Raw genomic sequence first — 4,938 nt, 5'->3', positions numbered from 1 at the left:
GAGGTGGCCACGAAGATAATGGCGGCCAGCACCTCACGGTCCCCTCGCCGACGGTGCCCTCCACCCTGCGGGCGAACCGGTGCTGGCGGCACCACCCGTTGGAACAAGGCCCACAGGTCTTCCGGCGCCATCCGCTCGACAAGCGCAGCCGTCATCACTCCAGCCTGCCGCAAGATCACGCCAACTGAAATGGCGTCTAAGACGGTGTCCTATGTGGTGAGGCGGACGTAGAATCCGGCATGGGGCGGGGTACTTGGAGTTGGATCGTTCCGGATGGGCTGTGGGAGATCGCGGAGCCGCTGATCCCACCGCCGAGGGTGCGTCCGCAAGGTGGCGGCACGCAGGACACGCCTGATGAGACACTGTTCGCGGCGATCATCTACGTGCTCGTCAGCGGCTGTGCCTGGCGAGCCCTGCCACCGTACTTCGGTATCTCGAAGTCGACCGCGCACCGCCGGTTCGTGATCTGGTCCAGAGCCGGTGTCTGGGGCCGGCTGCACCAGGCCGTACTGCACCGGCTCGACGATGCTGGCCTCGTGGACGTCACTCGCGTCGTGTTGGACACCGCTCACGTACGCGCTAAAAAAGGGGCGAACACACAGGTCCGAGCCCCGTGGACCGGCGCAAGCCGGGTTCCAAGATGCACATCCTGTCGGACGCGAACGGGCTGCCCCTCCTGGTCGGCGTCTCGGCCGGCAACGTCCACGACAGCGAGGGCCTGAAGCCCATGGTCGAGGGCCACCAAACGCAACACGACCCCTACCGCGGCCGGTACTTCAAGCCGCAGCGGCTGCACGCCGATAAGGCGTACGACGTTCCCATATGCGCAGATGGCTGTGGGGAAAGCGCATCGGCGTACGCATCGCACGCAAAGGGATCGAGTCCAGCGAAAGGTTAGGGCGGCGCCGCTGGGTGATCGAGCGCACTCTGTCCGGGGACCGCTCGAACGGGGCATGTGGACGAACCTTGCCCGCCAATGGCCCACCGCATGCGGCGTCGAGCCGAGCCGGGCAGCGACGTCCTTGTTGGAAGCACCCTCCGCGCAGGCCAGGATGATCCGACAGCGCAAGGTCCACGCGTGCGGCGTGGAACGGCGCCGCACCCCCCTCGAGCGCAGCCCGTTCCTCGTCCGACAAAACCAACTCGGCCTTCGGCCGTCCAGTACGTGCCACAGGCCAAGACTAAACATCTGAACAGAATTCCAGACTCAGAAGACTAGGGGTTGCGGTAATAGCGCGCAAAGTAATCGAGCAACTCGCCCACACGCTATCGGCCGTGGTCTCGGCTCGTCTGAAGCATCGCCGCCTGGCCACGCGAGCGAAACCCGCAAGTACAGGTTCGAGCCATGTTCCAGTCCGTCGTGACCGACATCATGGCCGCCGTCCTCACCGGCGAGGAAACCACCTCCTGGTGCGACCCGACACAACACGTCAAAGTCGCGTTCAGAAATGAAACAAACGGGAAAAACAACCCCTCAATCGCAATCGTCCGCTGAGTTGGAGGAGTTCTCTTGCGCCGCGAGCAGCGCACCCATAGCCAGTGCGTCCTCACTGTCATCCGATGAACGCGGGGCGGGGGCACCCGGGCGCCGATAGACGCTGGAGCCTGCGACCAGGGAACCTTCACGAGGGCTCGGCTGGCGAAGGTCAGTGCAGACGTGGCGAACTCGTCGCAGAAGCAACCACCCGACTGTAGCCAACGCGATGATGACAAATTCGGGGGCGTAGACGCCCTGCTTCACATCGGTGAGGAAGACTTGCCGGTCGCCTAGGAGAAGCATTACTAGAATTCCGATTTCGGCGATGAGGACAATCCCTGCAAGAGCACGCTCAACGTGACGGACGGCCGACTTTGAACTGATCATCTCGAGAGCACCCCTCCCCCGCTTGACGGACCATGTCGCCTGACTATTGCACATGCATTGTCTGGCCAGGTCAACCGTGACCACCCAACTGCCGGCTGTAATGCCGGGAAAGTTGGTAGTGAGCCGCCGCGGTACGCGGGTTCCTCTCTGCAAGACGGGGACTTGCCGCAGTCGCGGGACGATCGATCTAGCCCTGCTGAGCAGGAAATCCCTGGGGTGCTGAGACAACTGCGGAACAACGTGGGTTCGTGCACTGTTGGCGCCAAGCCGGACAGGACAGCAGGTCTGCAGCATCACTGCCTCAAGGAACTGTGACGCCAATGGTGTCAGGTTTCCCCTTTCATCTGATACCGATTGCCGATAACGAGCACTTGAATGTGGCTCCGAACTCTAACTTTCTGTCATGGTTGCGCAGGGCAACGCGTATCTGCATGAAGCTCAGCCGCATGCAGATACTTCTGACGTAAGGGAGTGAGATGCACCGTTCAGCGAAAGTCATTAGCACTATCCTTGGCACCGCACTGGCGGTAGGGGTAGCGAGCGCCGGGACGGCGAGCGCGGACACAGGCGTCGATGCCAGCCCTCGGAAGAAGCGGGAAGGAAGCGTTACCTGCTTCAATTACTCATGGGGCGACGACGGCATCGCCACGTACACCGTCTACTACCACAACACCTGTGCTGGTAGTCACGGACTAAAGGTGACCACGAACTCAGGCTTCTCGCATGAGTGCATACAGGTCAAGGGCGGCGCCAAGGGCCACAAGGTGTTCTTGACCAAGCCCATCAAGTTTGAGTACAAGAAAAGCTGCTAGGAAGCATCTCGCCAATGCTGGAGGGCCATCTGAGCGGATCCGTTTGGAATCAACACTTCGGCATTCGCCAGCATGAGTTGGGCGCTCGCTGAAACGCCACGGCACGGCCCCCGAGCGGGACGCTGGCTGCGCAGGCCTCGCCTGCGCAGCCAGCGTGCGGGTTGGCGCTGCTGCGCGGCGCCTACCCCCACTTACCCCACCGGGCGGTGCGCGTCACGGCCGCCCAGGCGCTACCCAGCATGGAGTCGGCGGGTGGTTCGGATCGCGTCCGCTGCCGGGACGGGGCTGTTCTGCGGATCGGACGGCCGGGAATTCGCTCACCCTGACGGCATAATTGCGGCTTCGGCCCAACCCCGAGCTGCAGAACCCAGCCGCGCCCTCGCGCGTGAGCCCCCCCCCGGGGCCCTACTCGCAGGCGAAGGAGCCAACTCCGCCGGAGCTTACGACCGGCTTGACTCTCGTCGGGCGCAACCGAAACCGGTCCGGCTAAGGTATGCCGACTGGTCACGTCGGCAGGCGCGCCGCTCCCTGTGCCTCTCTGGCGTGTACGGGGCAGGTCAGTTTTATGGGTGCAGGAAGCCGGGTTGGCGGTCCAGCGCCGACCCAGCGCGGCTGCTTGCCGCTTCCAGCAGGTTGGTGCTTGGCTAACCGGAGCCCGCCCGTGTCGGCACGCTGTTCAAGTGATCGCATTTGGCACGCGACTCACTCTCCTTCTTTCTCCCGCCGGCTTGCTGACGGCACGTCGGCTGCGCTCCGGTGTGTCAGCGGGAGAGTGAACCATACGGCCTTACCCAGCTCGGTGGTCCGGCACCCGGCCGACGTGCTGAGCTTGCGGACGAGCAACAGGCCCCGGCCGCGCTCATTCAGTGGATCGGGGTCTTCTGGCGAACCGGGCTTCGTCAGCCCTGCTACGGGGGTCGGGTCGTGGTCTCGGACTTCGACTCGGCAGCGCGTAGGCGGGCCCGCTTGACCCGGTGAGCCGGACCTGAAGCGCAAGGTCTCAACGCGCTGACCGGGCTGGCGTAGCGTCGGCTGCCACTTGGGAGGAGTGCGGCCCGCGGTCCTCGGTCGGCTGGCCGCCGAACAGGCGGCAGCGGTCTTCGCCGAGGCGGGTGTCGGTGACCAGGTGGAGGCTGTGCGCGCGGAGGCGCATGCCCTGCCGTTCGAGGAGCAGAGCTTCGACCCGATCGTCAGCGTGGACGCCTTCGAGAACTTCGGTACGGCGGATAACTTCCCCTCGAAATCCTTCTGCCGCCGCAGCACTGGAATATGCGTATGCCGTCACAGGGCGGTCGCGTTCAGGTCGATTGCAAGGTCAGTTCCGCCCTCGACTCTCACCGGCCAGGATCTGATGCCGACGGCGACCCGGAGTTACTCCACAAACGTCCTGTGCCTGTAAGCGGCCCCATGCGCGCTGATTCGAGACCAAAGCCCCCAGGAGTAGGGACCTTCGGCGACAGCTGACCGCCTCTTGCCCGGGTAGAACCGAGAAGATCAGTAATCATCTGTCATGGCGTCAGAAGACACTTGCGCAGGCTGCCTTGGGCGCCGCTGGGAGCGTGCTGTGCCGATACCGCAGTCCGAAGCCGCAGAGAAGCACCGCAAGCCCGCCTGGAAGCGACGACCGCGGAGGTCCGACAGGGCACCGGTGCGCGGGACAAGTTCACGAAGACCCTCGAGCCGGTGGTGCGGAAGTACCACGGCTCGATCCCGACGGATCACCTCTTCCGCGATGCCGAACCGGCGAGACAGCCGCCGCGGCAGACTCCCGCCCCCGCTCCGCCGCAGCACCGGCCCACGCTGCGAGGACCCCTCAGCCCGTAGTCCCTCCCCGGCTCGCGAAGGGGCTCGTCGAGCGGCGAGGGCCCGCCTGTTCCGGATGATGGGCGGTGCTCGTCACGCTCCTCGCAGTCGCCGGGGCGGGTGTGTTGATGTGGTTCGGGGGGATTATGCCTGTACGGCTAACGCATTTGCTGCGACTGCCCGTGCGGGCTGCGGACGGGCTCGGCGGGCGCTGCTCGCCGTCGACGACCACGCGGCGTACCTGCGTGAACAGGTCGAGGCAGTGACCGCGCGAGTCGTCTCACAAATGCCCGCCGACTCGTTCGGCGAGCTCTCCACCGACACCGCGACCCTGCGGGACGCCGAAGCGGTCGGCGACCTGCTTAGACGTGATTTCACTTGGTCAGTCGGCGGTGGCATATGAGGGTCGCGGCGATGGCAGTGAAGGCGAGAAAGTGTTCCGGCTTCCGCTCGTAGCGG

3 protein-coding genes and 3 pseudogenes are annotated in these 4,938 nt (G+C 64.7%); 4 read left to right on the top strand and 2 right to left on the bottom strand.

From position 1 onward, the window contains the following. A pseudogene (locus ACI2L3_RS40140) lies at nucleotides 1-155 on the bottom strand (IS5/IS1182 family transposase); the annotation flags it as partial. Between the two features lie 84 nt (nucleotides 156-239). On the opposite strand from ACI2L3_RS40140, the pseudogene ACI2L3_RS40135 reads away from it, so the two are divergent. Beyond that, nucleotides 240-933 (top strand): annotated as a pseudogene (locus ACI2L3_RS40135) (IS5 family transposase); the annotation flags it as partial. Nucleotides 934-1,012: 79 nt separating this feature from the next. On the opposite strand, the pseudogene ACI2L3_RS40130 reads toward ACI2L3_RS40135, so the two are convergent. Further along, a pseudogene (locus ACI2L3_RS40130) lies at nucleotides 1,013-1,189 on the bottom strand (hypothetical protein); the annotation flags it as partial. A 156-nt stretch (nucleotides 1,190-1,345) separates the two neighbouring features. Here ACI2L3_RS40130 and ACI2L3_RS40125 point away from each other — a divergent pair. From ACI2L3_RS40125 to ACI2L3_RS40115, 3 genes are all read left to right on the top strand, one after another. Then, a complete protein-coding gene (locus ACI2L3_RS40125) occupies nucleotides 1,346-1,495 on the top strand; it encodes a hypothetical protein (RefSeq protein WP_404757428.1) in 150 nt (49 codons plus the stop codon). An 845-nt stretch (nucleotides 1,496-2,340) separates the two neighbouring features. Continuing rightward, on the top strand, nucleotides 2,341-2,676 hold the full coding sequence (locus ACI2L3_RS40120; protein WP_404757427.1) for a hypothetical protein: 336 nt from the start codon (nucleotides 2,341-2,343) through the stop codon (nucleotides 2,674-2,676). Nucleotides 2,677-3,724: 1,048 nt separating this feature from the next. Next, nucleotides 3,725-4,075 (top strand): methyltransferase domain-containing protein, encoded by a 351-nt coding sequence (locus ACI2L3_RS40115; protein ID WP_404757426.1) that lies wholly within the window; start codon nucleotides 3,725-3,727, stop codon nucleotides 4,073-4,075. The last annotated feature ends 863 nt before the right edge of the window (nucleotides 4,076-4,938 follow it).

Origin of the sequence: Streptomyces sp. NPDC029674 (genome assembly GCF_044903205.1) — a bacterium.
In the GTDB taxonomy this organism is placed as follows: domain Bacteria; phylum Actinomycetota; class Actinomycetes; order Streptomycetales; family Streptomycetaceae; genus Streptomyces.
The sequence above is the reverse complement of the archived record's forward strand: the minus strand, read 5'-3'. Positions and strand labels throughout refer to the sequence as shown.

Bases quoted from the DNA above. Each gene is read 5' to 3' on its own strand.
- ACI2L3_RS40125 (WP_404757428.1), top strand. From the start codon at position 1,346: ATGTTCCAGTCCGTCGTGACCGACATCATGGCCGCCGTCCTCACCGGC.
- ACI2L3_RS40120 (WP_404757427.1), top strand. From the start codon at position 2,341: ATGCACCGTTCAGCGAAAGTCATTAGCACTATCCTTGGCACCGCACTG.